Source organism: Rhodobacter sp. NSM (assembly GCF_052244495.1).
GTDB lineage: Bacteria > Pseudomonadota > Alphaproteobacteria > Rhodobacterales > Rhodobacteraceae > Cereibacter_A.
The window spans coordinates 1-14,971 of record NZ_JBQPXH010000031.1 but is presented as its reverse complement, the minus strand read 5'-3'; the positions used below and the strand labels follow the sequence as shown (position 1 = coordinate 14,971).

Genomic DNA, 14,971 nt, shown 5'->3' with positions numbered 1-14,971 from the left:
TTCACGCGACGGCGTGTTCTGGGACTTCAACGAAAGCCGTGACAGCGTCATCGTCACTTGGAATGACGTGGGATATTTCTCCTCCCACACGAACAGGCTGAACACGTTCCAGTTGGAGCTTCGCGACCGCGGTTCGGGGAATGTCGAGATCATTTTCCGCTATGACGACGTGAACTGGACGACCGGCGATGCTTCGGGAGGCTCGGGAGGACTCGGGGGCGTCGTGGCGCATGCGGGCTTCTCCCTGGGCGACGTCTTCTTCGAACTGCCTGCCTCGGGCAACCAGGGTTCGATCCTTGCGCTTGAGGACACGCTCGGAAACCTCGGGGTGGCCGGCGTCTGGCAGTTCCTGATCGAAAACGGCACCCCCTCGGGTTTCGGCACGCCAGAGCGCGACATCTTCAACGGCACCAGCGGGCGGGACGTCTGGTTCGGTCTTGCCGGCAACGACATCCTGCGCGGCAGGAGCGGGAATGACGGCCTTTACGGCGACGCAGGCCAGGACACGATCCGGGGCGGGGCGGGTGATGATCGCCTTTATGGCGGCGCAGGCAACGATCAGCTGCTCGGCGAGGCCGGCGCGGACCGGCTGAACGGCGGAGCTGGAAACGACATCCTGAACGGGGGGGATGGAACGGACTGGGCTGAGTTTCTGACCAGCCGCCCGGTGACCGTGAACCTGCGCCTGACCGGGCCGCAAAACACCGGAGACGGACGCGATCGGCTGATCAGTATCGAGAATGTGGACAGCGGATCGGGCCATGACGTGCTGCGTGGTACCGACGGAAGCAACCGCCTGAACGGCAACAACGGCAATGACCGCCTTTACGGTTTCGGCGGCCGCGACCAGCTGCAGGGCGGAGCGGGCAACGACCGATTGGACGGGGGGGACGGAGACGATGCGCTGACCGGCGGCAACGGCGCCGACATTCTGATCGGAGGCAGTGGTCGCGACACCCTTTCCGGTGGTGCCGGGAACGACCGGCTGACGGGCGGCGCTGGAGCCGACATCTTCGTCTTCACCTTGGGAGCGGGAACGGACCGCGTGCGTGACTTTGCCGATGGAGCAGACCGGTTCGAGATCCGCTCCGGCGCAGACTCCATGGCCGACATCCGGGTGATTGATCGCGGCGCTGATGCTGAAATCCGCTTCGGCAACGTTCGCATCCTTGTCGAGGACACCGACCACAGGCTGATCACCGGCAGCGACTTCCTCTTCACCTGAACATCCGCAGGTGAGTCTCCCCGCCATCCGGCGGGGAGACCTTGCCGAAAAAGCGGGAAGATTCAGCTTGCCTCGCGCCGGATGCCGAAACCATCCATCAGAGCGGCGCACCCGGCTTCAGTCTCAGGCGGAGCGGATCTCAAGCCGCCTCGCACAGCCGCAGGACGCTCACCGGCTCGACATGGGCAAACCGCTCCGCCACCTCGAAGGCCACGCCCGGACGATGCGTGACGGCAAGGGACAGGATGCCCCGACGGCGTAGGGCGGCGCGAATGTCGCGTTCAAGTCGGCTGGACAGCTGTGCGCCGTCCGGCCCGTGAAGATCCTGGCATACCCAGAGGGTGCCGGCGCCGTCGCTCATCCGCACCAGTTCCACGAGCACCGGAACATGCTTCCATTCCGCGTAAGCCGCCACTCCCAGCGCCGCGTTCAGGATCTTTCCCGAAGAGGCACCGGCAAGATCGCACCCGTACCGTTCGGAGAGACGGCCGAACTCCCGTGCCGAGCGCAGGAAGCGGAGATCCGTGTCATCGGGCAGATCGCAGAGCTCATCGCCGTACCAGAGCAGCACATGACTGGCCCAGTCGTGAAAATTGAACAGGGCGCCTTCCTCCAGGGACCGCGCAAGATCATCCTCCGTCAGCCGACTGCAGGACTGCAGCAGGAAATCCGTGATCTGCTCGATCCGGTCCGCCACCTCCGGCGTCCGGATCGCGCGGACCACGCCCGGCCTCAGGTAGGCCGCCCGCAGCCGGTCGAGGATACGCAACAGGGAAGAGGTGACCGGCTCTGCCTGCCGAAGACATTGCGCCTGCCGACGCGCACGCGGATCCTCATCCGACAGAAGAGCCGCCAGAACGGCGTAGTCGGCCGGCTCCAGGAGCGGATCGCACCCGATGCGCGCGATCACCGCAGCAAGTCCGGGCACATCGCCGTGAAGGGCAGTGACGATCGCGGTCGGCTCGGCCGACAGCAGCCAGTCGACGAACTCCTCGAGCGGCAGATCGGCGAGGGCCGGCGGGAGGCCGTGATCGTTCTCGAGAGCCGCCAGGGCGGCAAAGACGGCCGAGCGCCGCTCCGCCCCCGCCAGAGCGAGTGGGCTGATCAGGTGTCGGCTGCCCGTGGCTTCGAGACGGATCAGGACAGGCAGGACCCAGCCGCCGGGCACATCGGGGCGGGGACGGTTGTCGGAGTGGCAGGCGAACTCGTGGCGCGGCGTCATGATATTCTCCGTGAAATAGAGCAGAAAAATGGTGGCAAGAGACCTGCCGGACCCCCGCAAGGGCGTCGGCGTCCTTTGGAAAAGATCCCGAAAGCTTCGGGCAGCCGCCTCAGCCTCGGCTTCCGCAGGATCCCGGGACGGGACGATAATACCTCCGGTTCGGCTCAATCCGCATGGCGGTCGAGTAAGATGATGATGATTTGGAATCGTTTCAAAGACAGCAGGATCAACGGATCGAAGGATTCCAGAGCAATCTCCAAGGAGGAAATTGTCTTAAGTATAAGACATTATTATCTTTGGAATAAATTCCGCGACAGGCCTCCTCGCCCAAAGGCGTACGGCCTCCGGGGCAGCGGGCCACTGAAACCTCGGCTGATCCGAAGCGTACGAGGCCGGCCGAGTGTCGGTCCCGGGCGGGGCAACCAGCTCGCCGCGAGCTTGCCGGCTTCCGGCCTTCAACGTGCAAGGCCCGCCAGTTGCAGGTATTCCTCCGCCTTCGTGCGCGTCGGGAAGATGAAGGCGTTGGAGATCAGGAAGCTCTCGCCTCCCTTCAGCACCACTTCCCGAAGCTCCCCGGTCTCGGACGAAACCGAGCCTCCGAGGCATACGATTTCCACGATCTCGTCGTCATAGGGCCGGAACGTGTAGAGCATCGCATGGCTCATCACTCGGGACACCTACCAAAGATACAGCAAGACGGGGCGACACGGCCGCGACATCTTCACCGGCGGCAGTTTCGGTGCCTTTCCTGTGGCGCCAGCCCGGGACCCCTTCCTTCGGGACCGTCCGAATGCGACCCGTGCATGGCCTGCGACCGGATGACACGGTACCCGCCATGGAACCGGGGAGTTTCTGAAGCACTCGGATCCGTCCGGGTTCAAGACCATTGTGAGTGGAGATATCATGAGAACCGCGCAGAAGATCGAGGCAGCACCGAACAGACCGGCCGCCACACCCGAAGGCGACGTCTCTCCAGTGCCGGCCATGCAGGATGCGGCGCACCAGGTACTGCACGTGCAGGAGGCTGTCGTGGCGGAGATGTTCCGAGCTGGACAGGCGTTCCTTGACCGGCAGCGGGATGCCTACGGTGTGGCTGCCGAGCAGCAGCGCCGGCTGCTGACGGCAATTCCCGGCAACGCCGGTCTCATCATGGTCGCGCTGCAGGTGATGCACGCTCAGTCTCTCGCCCGGCTGACGGCGGAAATGCAGGCCAGCCTCGACCTCATCCGCGCCTGCCGCACCTGCCTTGATCCCGCACCCGTTGACGCGCCGCAGGCTCCGGCACCATCGGTCGCGGCCTGAACGCGGTCCTCTCGCGGCGGAACGTTGCAAGGTCCAGGGGACCGCGCTTCGCTTCCTGCAGGAGGAGCCCTCGTGATCCCCAGGCTGCGCCGCTCCACGAGGAGCGGCGTTCATCCGGAGGGCTCCCCGCCACGGACGCCGTTCCCGAGGGGGACGTGCTCGAAACGGCCCCGCATCAGGAAAAGGTGCCCAGGCTGGCTGCGGTTCGGCGCATCGACCGACACAAGAGCCCGAACGCACGCTCCGTGATCAACGCGCTGCCGGGTGCGGGAGCCCGACCCGTCTCTTCATTGTCTTTCACTTGGACCAATATAATATCCTTAATATGCAATAACTGTTACAAAGGATATTATAATGTCTTTTAACCTCAACCTCGACACGCCCTCCGAGATGCAGGATCGGGTTCGGGCGGCGGCCCGCGGCCGCCGGCTCGCACTCGGGCTGACCCAGAGCGACCTGGCCATGCGGTCGGGCGTTCCGCTGGCGACCCTGAAGCTCTTCGAACAGAAGGGGCGGATCAGTCTTGCCGGTCTGCTCGCCATCGCCGACGCACTCGATGCGCTCGCGGGCTTCGGCGCCCTGTTCCCAGCCGTCGAAGCGACCCGTCTCGACGATCTTGACCAGCCCGCGGCACGACAGCGCGCCCGCACCCGCAAGGGTTCGTGACCATGGTCCGCCGCCTTCGCGTCGAGATCGCCTTCGACCCGGACACCATCCGACCCGTGGGACAGATCGCCTGGGATTCCGCTCGCCGCTCCGCTGCGGTCGAATGGGACCCGGCATTCATGACCGCCCCGCTGCCGATCTCGCCCTACCACATCAAGACGCTGGCCGGGCTCTACCGCACCGGCAATCCGGCCGCCTTCGGAGGCCTGCCCGGGGTCTTCGGCGACTCGCTCCCCGACGGCTGGGGCCGGCTGCTCATCGACCGCGAGTTCGAGCGCCACGGCAGCGGCCGCACCGCCATCACCCCGGTCGACCGTCTGGCGATCGTCGGCACCCACGGCATGGGTGCCCTCATCTACCGTCCCGAGGAGGGGGTGGTTGGTCCGCACAGCGTCGAGCTTGAATGGTTCGCCGATCTCGCAGCCAGCATGGCCGAGGACGCGTCCGTAGAGGACCTCCGCATGGCTCGGGCCGCGGCTGGTGGCTCTGCAGGCGCCCGGCCGAAGCTCGTGGCCCTGCTCGATGTGGAGACGGGCCGGGTGCGCGACTATCGGCGCACCCCGGAGAAGGGCGAGCGGCAGGTGCTGATCAAGTACCGGGCGGCGGCGGACAGCCCGACCGCAATCGAGGAGGAAGAGGCCTACGCGCGGATGGCGCGGGCGGCCGGCATCGCCCTGCCCTGGACGATGGTACTGCGCACCGGGCGCGGCGACACCTTCCTTGCCGTCGAGCGCTTCGACCGCCGCGGTGCCGGCCGGGTGCATATGCACACCGCTGCCGGCCTGCTCGACGTCGACTTCCGCCAGCCGTCCATCGACTACGAAGACCTGCTGAAGCTGGTGCGCTGGACCACCCGGCACGCCGGAGATCAGGACGAAATGTTCCGCAGGATGGCCTTCAACGTCTTCGCTCACAACCGGGACGATCACCTGAAGAACCACGCCTTCCTGATGGACGCCGGGGGCCGCTGGCGCTTGTCGCCGGCCTACGACGTCAGCTTCTCCGATGGTCCCGGCGGCGAGCACCATCTCGCCGTCGCCGGAGAGGGGCGTCGGCCCGGCCGGCAGCACGTGGAGTCGGTCGGGCGGGCGCTCGGGATGAAGCCCGCGGCGATCGCCAGGCTCGTTGATCCGGTTCGCGCCGCCATCGCCGACTGGCCGCGGCACGCCGATGCCGCCGGAGTTCCGGCGCGGCGCGCCAGGCAGATCGCCGGCCATTTCGCCCGGTGAGGCCGGACTGCGGGGCACCGGCATCCCCTGAGGATCGCCGTGGGAATTTTTCCCCGGGAGGACCTCCGTTTCAGGTCAAAGGAGCATCTTCTTGCACCTTTGCACATGTGCTCCGCCCAATGCTGTTTCCTGTTGCCCGGCCATATGCGACAAGGGTCATGTCTCACCGCATCCAGCGGGATCAAAGCCCTGCCCCAGTGACCCTTCATGACGCATGACCCGTCCCACGATGCCCGGCACGAGACCCGACCGCATGGCTTGCGGCCCTTCTGCGGCTGGGCCTTCGAGACTGCTTCCGAACTCGAGAAGCAATCCGGCATCCGCATCCTGGTCCCGTTGTTCGAAGCGAGCGATCTGCGGCGAGCGGCGGCCTTCCTTGCGCTCGCGGCCTGGCACTCGCCCACCCACCGGCACGAGATCCTCTTCCACGGACTTACAGCCGAGGAATTTTCCTCGTGGCTGCTCCGGGAAGATCCCAGTGAAATCGCAGACCTCCTCGAGGCGACCTGGCGCGATCCCCGGAAGCTCGCCCTGCTCGGCCGCGAGCCCCTTCCCACCCCGACCGGCTACTGGACGACGCGTCCCTCCGGTACGAGTGATCGCCTCGGCTGAACAGCACCTCATCCGAGGCGGGCGGCACGTTGTCCATGCCCGGTCCCCGGCGCGCTTCGCCAGCCTGATCGGGACGTGCAAGATGACGAGGTCGTGGCCTTCGCCCAACCGGCCCGAGCCGGCCGGGCGCCCTTGATGGCGGCATCAAGGGCGGGACGATCGCTCCGGCGTGCGATCTCCTGAGCGACCGGGATACCAGGTGACGCCAGGCTTGCCGAAGACGATCCGCCGGACATATGCTGACGGATATTGTCCTTTTTTCCAGCCGCTTTCAGATGGGGCGACAGGTCTCGCGTCCCCTGTCGGCTCAAGCCCGCAGGGAGTCGGATCTCCCGAGCCAGATCATCCAGCATTCTCAAAGGTATTCAGATGAACAAGTTCCAACTTGTCATGTCGTCCCTGATCGGGATCGTGATCGCGGTTGTCGCGAGGTTTGTGCATCGGTCCATGGTCTTCGACAACACGGCCATCCTCCATCCGTTCTTCAACGAGGATTTCTGGATCGCGCTGGCGGTCTGCCTCTCGGGAACATTGCTTGTCACCGTGATCCTCGCCAACCGTGCGGACATCGTCCGGACAAGAGCCGCCGGACACGGGACGAACCCGCCGGAAGGCGGGCGCAGCAACGACGGCACGTCCCTCCATGCCCTGGGCGTCCTGACATCCATCCTTCTCGGCCCGGCACTGCAATTTGCATGGCTTCGCGGCATCATCCCGCAGGACGGATCGACATCCGACTTCAACGGCGCCTCCGTCATCCTGGTCTCCGTGTTCGGCTGGCTGCCGGGTGGCCTGATCGGCGGACTGATCGCGAACAGCGCGAGGAAAGGCAGTCTCTCCTGGATAACCAGCCTCGCCGCCTTCTCCTCGATGTTCGTGTGGGCGGTCGGATCGATCGGCGCCTTCTGAAGCACGGGTGCCGTCTTCGCCTGCGCTCGGGCAACATCCCGACAAGCGAACCCGCCACATGCGCATGCGACCTCGGTACAGGCGTCTTGTCCGCGTCATCCGGAACCAACTACGTGACGAGAACCACGACGCCGCGCCGGTCTCCGTCAGGGGTTATGGCCTGAAGCACAGAGGGCGCGCCGACACCTCCGGCAGGACAAGCGGTTTCATCGGGATGATCCGGACCATTCCGGAATCCTCGGGTGAAAACGCAGCATGTGGCTGCACATCCCGGGGCAAATTTCGGGAACCTGCAGCCCCCCGCATGCGCTGACTACACTGTGGCCGACAAGGGGAGCTTTCCTGCCACGCCGGCTTCCGGCGCATCCTTCGTCCGATCGCATTCGCGGCTCCTGCCGCCCCAGAACCAAGAGCCCTCGAGACGCCGAGACTCCCGGATGAAGTTGCTCATGCGCCAGGTTTCGCTGCTCACCGGCCAGGTGAGCCGGCATCATCGCGACATGGTGCCCGATCACACCGTGGCCCTCTGCACCGAGCCGCTGGTGGCCGCCCTCCTCGGTGGACGGCCCGCCCTGCCCTTTGCGGACCGTCGATGGCTCCTGACCGCCAGCGCCGAAGGCCAGGCCCTCCTCGCCACTCTCTGGGCCGGCCCCTGGCAAGAGCGCGCGCCCCTTCTCACCTCCGGCATTGCGTTGCGCTCCCGGGAGGCTCCGGCCCTCTGGAGCCGTCTCCACGAGACCCCCCTGCCGTTGCAGGCCGATCCCGGCCAGCCGCCCCGGACACCCTGGATCGCCGACCGCCTCGAACCCGCCGCCATGGATCATGCTCACATGCTCACATGGACGACAGATTTCAGCCGCGCCCTGGCCTGGGCCTGGTTCGCGCTCGCACGGCGCCCGCCGGATTACCCGGCCTGACGCACGGGAGGCGGCTCACGGGTGTCCCGCTGCTCGTGATACCGGCTGACGATCTTTCCCAGAACGACCAGCACCTCGTCGCGGAACCCGCGCTCCAGCGCTGCCACGAGATCCGCGTCGGCCTTCTTCAACAGCCCCGTCGCCGCGAGGACCGACAGTGCTTCCCGCTCAGGCTCGTAGAGCGCCAGATAGCGGAGCCGCTCCGCCGGCCGATCCCGGACCCATTCCCGCGCAACGGCGGAGGGAACCCGCATCCGATGGAGCACATATTGCGCAAAGGACAGGGGATCGCGCCTCAGATCGGGAAACTGGCCGCGGTGCAGAAGAACGGAGCGCGCCCGTGCCACCGCCAGCCGCCCATGGCCTTCCAGCCAGGCCGGGACCGCGCCGCCCAATCCGTAGGGAACATGCTTTCTCACGAAACCGGGGAGCGTGGCCGGCGAATCCTCGCCCACCCTTTCGGAGGGGCGCAGCTCGAGACGGGCCGCCTCCCGCATCCGACCTTCGGTTCCCCGATCGGGATCTCGCATCTCCGCATGATGCCCGACGGACATGTCGATACAGAGGTGGAGGTTGTCCATGATACCCTCGAGATCTGTCTCTTGCTGCCCGGACAATGCGATGAGTCCCATCCACATCGAAGCGGGCATAAGCATGCGCGCCAATGGTCGCATGCGCTTAAGATCGGCCCCCCTGCGCCGAAGGTGCATATCGCACCCTCCCCCAGAGCCCCGCAACGCCTTCGATACGATCATGGGATCGCGATGAGTGACGGCCCGCCTTGCGGATGTGCGATTCAGGAGGGGAAGACCCAGGCCGCGAGCCAGCTCCATCCGGCTCCGAAATCCTTGGTCCGACTGTCCGTCATCATCATCATCTGCCCTTTCAATGCAGCATCGGCCGGCGCCCGAGCGCCCGGAAATCGTTTTTCAGGCGCTCGAGTCCGCGGAGCGTCAGCCGCCCGCTCTCGATCTCCGCCCTGATCCGCGCCACGACACGCCCGTCCACCTCCAACCCCTCCAGGATCCGGATGACGAGCCGCTCGAGATCGGCGCCCGTAGGATGGCTCACGCGGAAAATCGTCACACGGTCGAGGAGCGGGGCGCCGAGCCCCTCAAGGCTGTTGGCCGTGAGGATCCAGGTGACGTGGCTCAGATCGACGGGCGCCTGCAGGTAGGGGCAACGATAGCTCGCCGCGGTGGAGCGCTGCAGAAAGGGCAGAAGGGCCTGGCGCGGATCCCCCCCGGAGGAGCTCGTCTGCCCCTTTTCGACCTCATCGAAGATCACGCATGGATTTGCCACGCCGCTCTCGTGGATCAGCCTCACGGCCTCCCCGGGATGGGAGGAACTCCACTGGAAATCGCTCCCTCCGACCGGAAAGCTTGCCGTCATGCTGGCGCCCTCGAGGCGCGAGCAGGGCAGGCCCGCCAGGTCGGCCAGCCGCTCGGCCATCCGGGTCTTGCCGCAGCCGGGCGGTCCGAGCAGCAACAGCGGCGGAAGGCGGAACCATCCGCATTCGTCGAGACTGTCGAGCGCCCTTTGCCAGGCCCAGGCGAGCGGGTCCCGGAGCCAGGGGCTTTCCGCGAAGAGGGCGGCAAAGAGCCTGTCCACCTCGTCATGCGATCCCGGGCCCGCAAGCCGCTTCGGCCTGGCCAGCGCCTCGCGCATGGCACCCCGGCCGCGCCGGTCCTCCCCCGCCTTTGCCGGCGCGGCATGCAGCACGATGTGGCCGGCCGGGACATTGCCCTCCGCGGCCCCGGCGGATGCGGGTCCGGCGGATGCGGTTCCGGCAGCCCCCTCTCCTCCGGAAGGATCGCCGGCCAGCCGCATGAGGCGCGAGCGCATCTCGAGGATGACGTCCAGCCACAGCGGGTCGGCCATCTGCTGCTCGCGCAGCCGGCCCCTGACGGCCTCAGGGGCCTCCGCGCAGGCGCGCCCGAAAAGGAGCCTGTAGATCTCGAGACCGGTAGGCCGCTTCAGAAGCGACCACCTCTGCGCCTCATTGTGATGCGTCGAGGCATCCATCTCCCGCAGCCGTGCCCATTTGCGCCGGAAGCCGGCCGGCGTGGGGGGAGGCGCTTCGGCACTCCAGTTGTCATAGAGATCGTCTTCGGAAAATGGCACGGCCACCCCCAGGGTCCACGGTCAAGCTGATGCGGATTGGTAGGAGGCCCGGGACTCGAACCCGGTCGCTACGCTGATCTGGCGCCAAAGGGCTTATAAGACCCCGCTGCACACCCGTGCCGCCTCCCGAAAATCGGAAAGATCAGCGTATCGAGTGATGAGCGCGCCGGTTCGACATGCCACGTTTCTGACGGCGACCGAATCGGCTGTCAAGAGAAAAATCCGGACAGGAGGGTCTCGAGCGCGTCGGCGCGACGCCGGCGGGGGAGGCTGCAGGACAGGCCGGAAATGTACGGACTTACCTCGGCCGTCCTCCCGTTTCCCACCGGGACGCGGGGGAGATCCGCGGGCATCAGCGCTTCGAAGCTGCGCCATCCCACGGAGCCGGAGTTCAGGCTCGCGGCGGTGGAGACGGGACGGCCGGACCTCCCGCAGACGGCGGCCGCGCGGAGCGGGAAGATCAGCCTCATCAAGGCCGGATCCTTTCCGGACCCGGTCGGCCACGGCTCCAGCCAGATGTCGCAGATCTTCCCCGAGACCTGCCCCCTCTCCTTCCGGCCCGTGCCCAAGAAGCCCGGTCTCGAGAAGCCCCCGATCAGGAGCCTGGATCCCTGGTTCCCCACGGCCTTTTCGGGCCGGGGATGTTGCGCGGCTCCGGCCCGATAATATCCGCGGACATCGCGAACCCCGTATTACCGGATCGGGAGAGGATCCAGGGGATCGCCCCTCCGCTGACAGCTCCCGCCGCAGAGCTTTCCGCTCCCACAAACGGGCCAGCTCGATCGGCTCGCATGGCCGGAGCGGAAACGCGCATCAGGATCGTCCCGCACAGGATCCTTCTCACCACACCCGTGACGGCGACGGGAACGAGCCGACGGGAAGAAGACCCTGCCGACGGGAAGAAGACCCTGCCGACAGGGCCCGGGGACGGATCCCTGGAAGATCCGGATTTTCCCTGCCTGATGCCTCCTCGGCACGACCTCCGCCCTTCCGCCGCGGCAGGCCCGGGATGCAGACTCTCCGGATTTAGGGTAGGCCGCAGAAAACGGACGAGTCGAACATGCCGAAAGTTTCTCCTCCCCGAAATCTGACGCCCGGCCTCTGCCGCAGGATCGAGGCGGACATGCTGGAGGCGTGCCGTCAGGTGGCCGGGAAGCACGGCCTCCTCGCGGAGAGCCTCGGGATCAAGGCGATGGATCTGCGCTGGACCTTCGAGTTCGGCATCCGCGTCTCGATCCCGCTGCCCGACGGGACGGCGCTCGATCCGGAGCGCATCCTGTTCGAGGCGCTGGCCGAGGAGTACGGATTTTCGCCGGACGACTATGGCCGCGAATTCTCGACGGGGCGCGAGCGCTTCCGTATCGCGGGCCTCGATCCCCGCAGGCCCAGATACCCGGTCTCGGCCGCGCGCATCCCGGACGGCCAGGGATTCAAGTTCACGGCCGACCATGTGGCGCTTCTGCTCAGGGCCGAAACCAAGGATGTGACGCCGGAGCGCTGAGGGAATCCGTGCGACCCTCGGACCGGTGCGGTGCCCGAGGCCAGGACCGGGGCCAGGACCGGGGCCGTCCGCTATCCTGCCTTCTGGAGCTGCTCGACAGGGATCTGAGTCCTGGTCTTTCCGCCGAGGATGTCGAGGAGGATCCAGACGCGTCTGTCCTGGTCGATCTGCTCGACGGTCGCGACGTAGTCGGCGAAGGGGCCTGCGACGATCCTGATGCGGTCCCCGGCGCTGAGCCGATCCGGAGGCAGGAGGCTTCCGTCACTCCCACATCTCTGCTGCAGACCCGCGATGAGAGCGTGGGGGACGGGGCTGGGAACATTCCCGAAGGTGACAAGGCGCGAGACGCCATATGTCGAGTTGATGGCGCGCCACTGGGGAAATTCGGGATTGAAGCGGACGAAGAGGTAGCCCGGGAAGAGCTGCTGGACGGTGTGCCGGAAGCGGGTTCCGTATTTCCTCGTCTGGGTCTGGGTGGGGGAAAAGATGGAGAACTCCTGCCTCAGCAGGTTTCGTTCCGCGATGCGGAAGGCGTTGGGCTTGGTCTGGACGAGATACCAGGGAGCGATCTCGGGGAGGTTCTGGTGACAGCTCATGCGCGATCTCCGGCTTCGTCGAGATCGAAGTCGTCGCGGGCGTCTGTCCGGCCCCGGGCCATCCAGGAAGCGGAAGCCTCGCGGATCCGCGCCCGGACCGGGGGAAGGTATCTTCCGCGTCCGGAGGCAAGGGCCATTCCGGCCATGTAGGTGGCGATGAAGAGGGCGCCGAAGGCCGAGAGGGCTGCGAAGGCGAGGAGGGGCTGGTTCCAGAGCAGGACGCCGGCGATGACGGGGGCCGCGACCATGGGCATGAGGATGAGGGTCGTGAGCGGGTTTGCGATCCGGCGTGCCTGGCGCCCGAGGATGAGGATCTCGAGGGCGCGCATGACGAACTGGTGGAAATGCAGCCGGTCGGGCTCGTCGGAGCGGCGCCCGGCGGTGCGGCGGCGCCAGATGGCGAGGAGCGTGTCGGCGACGGGCCAGAAGAAGATGAGCAGGACGGCCCAGGGCGTGAGGTCGTCGATCCGCGAGATCGAGAGGATCGCCGTCCAGGCCAGGAGATGTCCGAGAGCATAGGCGCCCGCGTCTCCGAGGAAGATCCGCGCCTGGGGGTAGTTGAAGATCAGAAAGCCCGTGAGCGCGGAAATGAGCAGGAGCGCCATCCAGACGAGGCCGGGGTCTTCCGCCTGCAGGGCCACGGCGGCAAGGCCAAGGGCGGTTGCGACGCCGGTGAAGCCGGAGAGGCCGTTCATTCCGTCGATCAGGTTGAAGGCGTTGCAGACGCCCATGACGGAAAAGATGCTGAAGGGAATGGCGACGGCGGACCAGGCCATGAGGAGGTCGAGCCCCGGGATGCCGAGGCGGGGGAGCCAGACCTGCAGGGTGACGACCGCGATCAGGCTCGAGAGACCGGCGGCGGCAAGACGTCCGGCCGGCGGGATCCGCAGGCCCAGGTCCTCGGCGAGGCCCGCGAGGGCCACGGGGGCTGCCGAGACGAGGATCAGGCTCCAGAGGGGGGCGGCGCCATCGGAGGCCAGAAACGATCCGACAGCCAGCCCGGCGAGAACCGCGAGGCCGCCGAGGCGCGGCGTGGGGGTGCAGTGGCTTGCCTGGACGGCGCGGAGATCGTCGCGCCGCAGGACAAGGGAGATGTGATGGTCCCGGGTCCAGGCCACGAGAGCGGCCGTGAATGCGGAGGCGGAAAATGCCGCAATGATGGAAATCCATTCGCCGGATGTCATCGGGCCACTCCAAATTGCTTGAAATCGCAATCTTGATAGGGGGGGCCTCCCTGATCTCAAATGGACGCCAAAGTTGCCGGCAATGTCTTTCGCTACGGGTATTTCGGGAATGCCCGGCCCGGTATTTATCGTAGGTCTGCAATCTCCCGGCGATCCCGCCTGCGCCAATTGCGGCGGGTCGCGAAAGAGCGGGCCGGAAGCGTCTTTCGATACATGCTCGGGACAAGACCCATACCTTCGGCGGCGGGCCGGGGGCGGAACTTGGTCGCATCGGCTGCCCCGGTCCTCCGCCGAAGGGTTTTTGCTGGCGGACCATCTGCCTGGAGCCTCTACCGGGGCGGATCTCCTCCACGGGCTCCTCTGCCCTCCGCCTCGCCCGTTCCCCCTGCGTTCCCCATCCTTTTCTCGGGGGTATGGGTTTTATAATACCTGCGATATTTGACCTGACCGTCCGGTTGGATTTCTGTTCGGATGGCTTTGTGCTTCTTGCGGTTCCAGGGAATTGCGCGCGGGCGGGCGGCTTTTGGGCCGGTTTCATTTCCCCGGGGCATCGATTTGTCGCGGTGTCTTTATTAGTGTCAGTCGCCGGGCCTTGTTCAGGGAGGCCGCGGCGTAAAACAGAGACGGGATCGCCGATGCTGCACCGACTGACGGTTGTTCTTGCGGGGGGGCTGACGGTTCTCGGAGGCTGTTCCGAAGGCCATGTGCGCTTTCCGGTGACGCAGAGCGCGCAGAAGGCGCTTCCGGAGAACATTCATGTGATCCGGCTCGACGCGCAGAACATCCGCAGCTTCGAGCTGCCGGCGGAGCCCCACCAGGCGACGCGCCTGTCGGCGGGGGGAGGATGGGACTACCGGATCGGGGTGGGGGACATCCTCGGGATCACGGTGTTCGACCATCCCGAACTCATGCTGCCGGCGGACGAGGAGACGCGCGGGGAGAGCGGCTTCCGGGTCCAGGCGGACGGGACGGTGGCCTTTCCCTATGTGGGTTCGGTGCGCGCAAAGGGCCGGGCGCCGGAGGAGGTGCGCGAGGAGCTCCGGACGCGGCTTGCGGCCTTCATCCCCGATCCGCAGGTCGATGTGCGGATGCTGGCCTTCAATTCGCAGGCGGTGAGCGTGACGGGGGAGGTGCAGAGCCCGAACCGCCAGCCGCTGACCACGGTGGCGCTGACGCTTCTCGATGCGGTCAATGCGGCCGGCGGGCTGACGGAGACGGCGGATGCGCGCCGGGTGACGGTCCGGCGGGGCGGAACCTCCTACAGGGTCGATCTCGAAGGGTTCCTGAGCGGGGGGCTCGGCGGCAACAACCCGGTGCTGCGGCCGGGCGACATCGTGACGGTGCCGCGCCGGCTGGCGCGCGAGGCCTATCTTTTGGGCGAGATCGTGAAGCCGGCGGCGGTCGATCTCTCGGTCGAGCCGCTGACCCTCACCCAGGCGCTGAGCCGGCAGGGCGGGATCCTCGAGCGCCGGGCGGATGCGCGG

General features: G+C 66.6%; 15 protein-coding genes. 9 read left to right on the top strand and 6 right to left on the bottom strand.

The genetic code is table 11. The features are described 5' to 3' along the window. Window positions 1–1,225, top strand: a 1,225-nt coding sequence (locus ACTVZP_RS21670; RefSeq protein WP_443214214.1) for a calcium-binding protein, incomplete at its 5' end; no start/stop codon positions are given. Between the two features lie 139 nt (window positions 1,226–1,364). On the opposite strand, the gene ACTVZP_RS21665 is transcribed toward ACTVZP_RS21670, so the two are convergent. Both ACTVZP_RS21665 and ACTVZP_RS21660 read right to left on the bottom strand, forming a co-directional pair. Next, entirely contained in the window at window positions 1,365–2,447 is a 1,083-nt protein-coding gene (locus ACTVZP_RS21665; RefSeq protein WP_443214213.1) for a hypothetical protein, read from the bottom strand. 455 nt (window positions 2,448–2,902) lie between these two features. Beyond that, complete coding sequence (locus ACTVZP_RS21660) at window positions 2,903–3,112, bottom strand: hypothetical protein (RefSeq protein ID WP_443214212.1); 210 nt, start codon at window positions 3,110–3,112, stop codon at window positions 2,903–2,905. Window positions 3,113–3,350: 238 nt separating this feature from the next. Here ACTVZP_RS21660 and ACTVZP_RS21655 point away from each other — a divergent pair, with 238 nt between their 5' ends. The 6 genes from ACTVZP_RS21655 to ACTVZP_RS21630 all read left to right on the top strand — a co-directional run bounded on the left by ACTVZP_RS21655 (window position 3,351) and on the right by ACTVZP_RS21630 (window position 8,082). Next, the gene (locus ACTVZP_RS21655) at window positions 3,351–3,749 is read left to right on the top strand and encodes a hypothetical protein (protein WP_443214211.1); all 399 of its coding nucleotides are present in this window, start codon (window positions 3,351–3,353) and stop codon (window positions 3,747–3,749) included. Between the two features lie 354 nt (window positions 3,750–4,103). Beyond that, a complete protein-coding gene (locus ACTVZP_RS21650; protein WP_443214210.1) occupies window positions 4,104–4,415 on the top strand; it encodes a helix-turn-helix domain-containing protein in 312 nt (103 codons plus the stop codon). Window positions 4,416–4,417: 2 nt separating this feature from the next. Next, window positions 4,418–5,644: a type II toxin-antitoxin system HipA family toxin gene (locus ACTVZP_RS21645; RefSeq protein WP_443214209.1), complete on the top strand. Its 1,227-nt coding sequence runs from the start codon at window positions 4,418–4,420 to the stop codon at window positions 5,642–5,644. Between the two features lie 207 nt (window positions 5,645–5,851). Then, on the top strand, window positions 5,852–6,256 hold the full coding sequence (locus ACTVZP_RS21640; RefSeq protein ID WP_443214208.1) for a hypothetical protein: 405 nt from the start codon (window positions 5,852–5,854) through the stop codon (window positions 6,254–6,256). Between the two features lie 369 nt (window positions 6,257–6,625). Beyond that, window positions 6,626–7,165, top strand: coding sequence for a hypothetical protein (locus ACTVZP_RS21635; protein ID WP_443214207.1), 540 nt, complete (start codon window positions 6,626–6,628; stop codon window positions 7,163–7,165). A 449-nt stretch (window positions 7,166–7,614) separates the two neighbouring features. Then, window positions 7,615–8,082 carry a hypothetical protein gene (locus ACTVZP_RS21630; RefSeq protein ID WP_443214206.1) on the top strand — a complete coding sequence of 156 codons (468 nt, stop codon included), beginning with the start codon at window positions 7,615–7,617 and terminating at the stop codon, window positions 8,080–8,082. On the opposite strand, the gene ACTVZP_RS21625 is transcribed toward ACTVZP_RS21630, so the two are convergent. Continuing rightward, the gene (locus ACTVZP_RS21625; protein ID WP_443214205.1) at window positions 8,070–8,663 is read right to left on the bottom strand and encodes a hypothetical protein; all 594 of its coding nucleotides are present in this window, start codon (window positions 8,661–8,663) and stop codon (window positions 8,070–8,072) included. The genes ACTVZP_RS21630 and ACTVZP_RS21625 overlap by 13 nt on opposite strands. Before the next feature lie 304 nt (window positions 8,664–8,967). Further along, entirely contained in the window at window positions 8,968–10,206 is a 1,239-nt protein-coding gene (locus ACTVZP_RS21620) for an AAA family ATPase (protein ID WP_443214204.1), read from the bottom strand. A gap of 1,060 nt (window positions 10,207–11,266) precedes the next feature. Between ACTVZP_RS21620 and ACTVZP_RS21615 the strand changes: the two genes are divergently transcribed. After that, window positions 11,267–11,707, top strand: coding sequence for a hypothetical protein (locus tag ACTVZP_RS21615; protein WP_443214203.1), 441 nt, complete (start codon window positions 11,267–11,269; stop codon window positions 11,705–11,707). A 71-nt stretch (window positions 11,708–11,778) separates the two neighbouring features. Here ACTVZP_RS21615 and nusG read toward each other — a convergent pair whose 3' ends face one another. Together nusG and ACTVZP_RS21605 are read right to left on the bottom strand one after the other, a co-directional pair. Then, window positions 11,779–12,303: a transcription termination/antitermination protein NusG gene (gene nusG / locus ACTVZP_RS21610; protein WP_443214202.1), complete on the bottom strand. Its 525-nt coding sequence runs from the start codon at window positions 12,301–12,303 to the stop codon at window positions 11,779–11,781. Then, on the bottom strand, window positions 12,300–13,487 hold the full coding sequence (locus ACTVZP_RS21605) for an MraY family glycosyltransferase (protein WP_443214201.1): 1,188 nt from the start codon (window positions 13,485–13,487) through the stop codon (window positions 12,300–12,302). Before ACTVZP_RS21605 ends, nusG begins: the two co-directional genes overlap by 4 nt. Before the next feature lie 635 nt (window positions 13,488–14,122). On the opposite strand from ACTVZP_RS21605, the gene ACTVZP_RS21600 reads away from it, so the two are divergent. Further along, window positions 14,123–14,971 (top strand): polysaccharide biosynthesis/export family protein (locus ACTVZP_RS21600; RefSeq protein ID WP_443214200.1); only part of this gene is annotated, 849 nt, incomplete at its 3' end.

What these genes read in the sequence shown, in the direction of transcription:
- ACTVZP_RS21655 (WP_443214211.1), top strand. Translation starts at nt 3,351, where the DNA reads ATGAGAACCGCGCAGAAGATCGAGGCAGCACCGAACAGACCGGCCGCC.
- ACTVZP_RS21650 (WP_443214210.1), top strand. Translation starts at nt 4,104, where the DNA reads ATGTCTTTTAACCTCAACCTCGACACGCCCTCCGAGATGCAGGATCGG.
- ACTVZP_RS21665 (WP_443214213.1), bottom strand. Translation starts at nt 2,447, where the DNA reads ATGACGCCGCGCCACGAGTTCGCCTGCCACTCCGACAACCGTCCCCGC.
- ACTVZP_RS21630 (WP_443214206.1), top strand. Translation starts at nt 7,615, where the DNA reads ATGCGCCAGGTTTCGCTGCTCACCGGCCAGGTGAGCCGGCATCATCGC.
- ACTVZP_RS21640 (WP_443214208.1), top strand. Translation starts at nt 5,852, where the DNA reads ATGACGCATGACCCGTCCCACGATGCCCGGCACGAGACCCGACCGCAT.
- ACTVZP_RS21660 (WP_443214212.1), bottom strand. Translation starts at nt 3,112, where the DNA reads ATGAGCCATGCGATGCTCTACACGTTCCGGCCCTATGACGACGAGATC.
- ACTVZP_RS21605 (WP_443214201.1), bottom strand. Translation starts at nt 13,487, where the DNA reads ATGACATCCGGCGAATGGATTTCCATCATTGCGGCATTTTCCGCCTCC.
- ACTVZP_RS21635 (WP_443214207.1), top strand. Translation starts at nt 6,626, where the DNA reads ATGAACAAGTTCCAACTTGTCATGTCGTCCCTGATCGGGATCGTGATC.
- ACTVZP_RS21645 (WP_443214209.1), top strand. Translation starts at nt 4,418, where the DNA reads ATGGTCCGCCGCCTTCGCGTCGAGATCGCCTTCGACCCGGACACCATC.
- nusG (WP_443214202.1), bottom strand. Translation starts at nt 12,303, where the DNA reads ATGAGCTGTCACCAGAACCTCCCCGAGATCGCTCCCTGGTATCTCGTC.
- ACTVZP_RS21625 (WP_443214205.1), bottom strand. Translation starts at nt 8,663, where the DNA reads ATGGACAACCTCCACCTCTGTATCGACATGTCCGTCGGGCATCATGCG.
- ACTVZP_RS21615 (WP_443214203.1), top strand. Translation starts at nt 11,267, where the DNA reads ATGCCGAAAGTTTCTCCTCCCCGAAATCTGACGCCCGGCCTCTGCCGC.